Genomic DNA, 1,865 nt, shown 5'->3' with positions numbered 1-1,865 from the left:
GCAGCCAAGAATTTAAGGGAAGAAGGTATGAGAATACTGTCAACAAATACCGATGGACAGTCGGAATTTCAAGCTTGGGGAGAAACTGTAAGACTCGTTGGTACTTGTACCCAAAAGCGGGTTTCTGTGAATCAAGAATCCCCCGTCACAGCGTCAGCTTAACGGCGGGAGTGTCAACTCTAGACCATGCGAATTTTAGTAGTAGAAGATGATATGCAACTAGCCGAGATTTTGCGAGAGGCATTGAGCGAGCGACAATACGTTGTCGATGTGGCTAGAGACGGAGAAGAAGGCTGGAATTGGCTAGAATTAGGCAAATATGACCTTTTAGTTCTTGATGTCACCCTGCCCAAATTAAGCGGAACTTTACTCTGTCAACGTCTGCGACGAGCGGAATCCCATCATCCCGTCTCTGCTAATGCCACCGTTCCCGTCCTATTATTAACCGCAAGGGATACGGTAATCGATAAAATTGACGGATTAGACGCAGGGGCCGATGATTATGTCACTAAACCCTTCGATTTGGGCGAATTAATGGCGCGGATTCGGGCCTTGATCCGACGTGGCAGCAGTACCAGCAGTGTTTTATTATCTTGGGGGGGGTTGCAGTTAAATCCCAGTACCCACGAGGCCAGTTATAACGGTCAACTTCTTTCCCTCACCCCCAAGGAATTCGCTCTCTTAGAATTACTTGTTACCCATGGGCGCCGGGTCTTAAGTCGATCGGGTATTATTGAGCGAGTTTGGTCTTTGGACGATTCTCCGGCCGAGGAAACCGTTACTTCCCATATTCGCGGTCTTCGTCACAAGCTAAAATCCCTCGGTGCGCCGGAAGACTTTATTGAAACCGTTCACGGTCTCGGTTATCGTTTAAAGTAATATCTGCCTTGGGACAGTAGACAAAATCATTTCTGCACGAAATCTGCACGAAGTTTGCAGAGGGTTTCCATAATCACCCGTTAAATTAGAAAGTTAGACAGGTGCAGGGCTTCTAGACAATCAGATCGGTCAAACCTGTGACTCTCCTCTCCTAAAAGGGGCTGCTTGAAATGATTTATACGCGATTTGACTATCACGGCTGGCAGATTGAATTGATCCTAGAAATGCAGGGTTATTCTTTTCAATGTTGGCGAGTGGATGGCAGGGAAGGAATTAGCGATTGCCTAGTTTATGCCACCTCTGAACAAGCTTTAGCGGCTGCCCGACACCGGGCGGATCTAGAGTCCGCTTGTCTTGCCCTACTGCGATTTCTCAATGATATCGGCGGCCGGAATTATTATCTCAGCCGCGATGATCGCGATGCTCTTAGCCAGTCAATTTTAGAATACGCCCGTCTGGGTGGTGTTTCCTAATTTCTTCCCCGGAAGTTTTCCCCTGATTGAGAATCATTCTCGCTCCGATTTTTTTCAGGCCACTTTCGGCAATAAAATCGTGACAGTGGTTCCATTCCAGGGGATACTAGCGATTTCGATCGAGCTACCGTGTAGTTCCACGCATTTCTGCACTACCACCAAACCCAACCCTGTCCCGGCGATGTGACGGACATTTTTACCCACATTCCGCACCCTCAACTGTCACATAAGCTGTCCCCCTCCAGAGACTTGAGTAAAAATACTTATCTGGTGAAGGTTTTCTCGGTGGCCGTTAGGGGGAGCTTGAGACCCTAATTATGAAAAAATAGGAATTGTTGGAAAACTGAGGCGAGTGGACTGTTCGACCAGGAATCAATCAACAGAAATTGAAGTCAAAAATCTAGACCATCTGGGATTAGTAGCCGGAATTATCGATGAAATAGGAATCGTTGAAATTATCAACGAACAAGTCTCAATTGAGCGAGGAGAAATTGTCACAGCGGGGCAAGTCGT

At 47.1% G+C, this 1,865-nt stretch carries 4 protein-coding genes; 3 read left to right on the top strand and 1 reads right to left on the bottom strand.

The features are described from left to right. Positions 1–186 precede the first annotated feature (186 nt). Positions 187–879, top strand: coding sequence for a response regulator transcription factor (locus tag O9332_RS13875; RefSeq protein ID WP_002758477.1), 693 nt, complete (start codon positions 187–189; stop codon positions 877–879). Positions 880–1,049: 170 nt separating this feature from the next. Next, positions 1,050–1,352: a hypothetical protein gene (locus tag O9332_RS13870; RefSeq protein WP_288026047.1), complete on the top strand. Its 303-nt coding sequence runs from the start codon at positions 1,050–1,052 to the stop codon at positions 1,350–1,352. Positions 1,353–1,406: 54 nt separating this feature from the next. Here the strand turns inward: O9332_RS13870 and O9332_RS13865 are convergent, their stop codons facing one another. Then, positions 1,407–1,556, bottom strand: a complete 150-nt coding sequence (locus O9332_RS13865; protein WP_288026045.1) for an ATP-binding protein — start codon at positions 1,554–1,556, stop codon at positions 1,407–1,409. A gap of 148 nt (positions 1,557–1,704) precedes the next feature. Here O9332_RS13865 and O9332_RS13860 point away from each other — a divergent pair. Next, the coding region (locus O9332_RS13860; protein WP_288026049.1) for a DUF4277 domain-containing protein at positions 1,705–1,865 on the top strand (161 nt) is incomplete at its 3' end.

Origin of the sequence: Microcystis sp. LE19-10.1B, assembly GCF_027530565.1 — a bacterium.
GTDB lineage: Bacteria > Cyanobacteriota > Cyanobacteriia > Cyanobacteriales > Microcystaceae > Microcystis > Microcystis aeruginosa.
This window is presented reverse-complemented; position numbering and strand designations above follow the sequence as displayed.

Coding starts and splice junctions, on each gene's coding strand:
- O9332_RS13875 (WP_002758477.1), top strand. CDS start 187: ATGCGAATTTTAGTAGTAGAAGATGATATGCAACTAGCCGAGATTTTG.
- O9332_RS13870 (WP_288026047.1), top strand. CDS start 1,050: ATGATTTATACGCGATTTGACTATCACGGCTGGCAGATTGAATTGATC.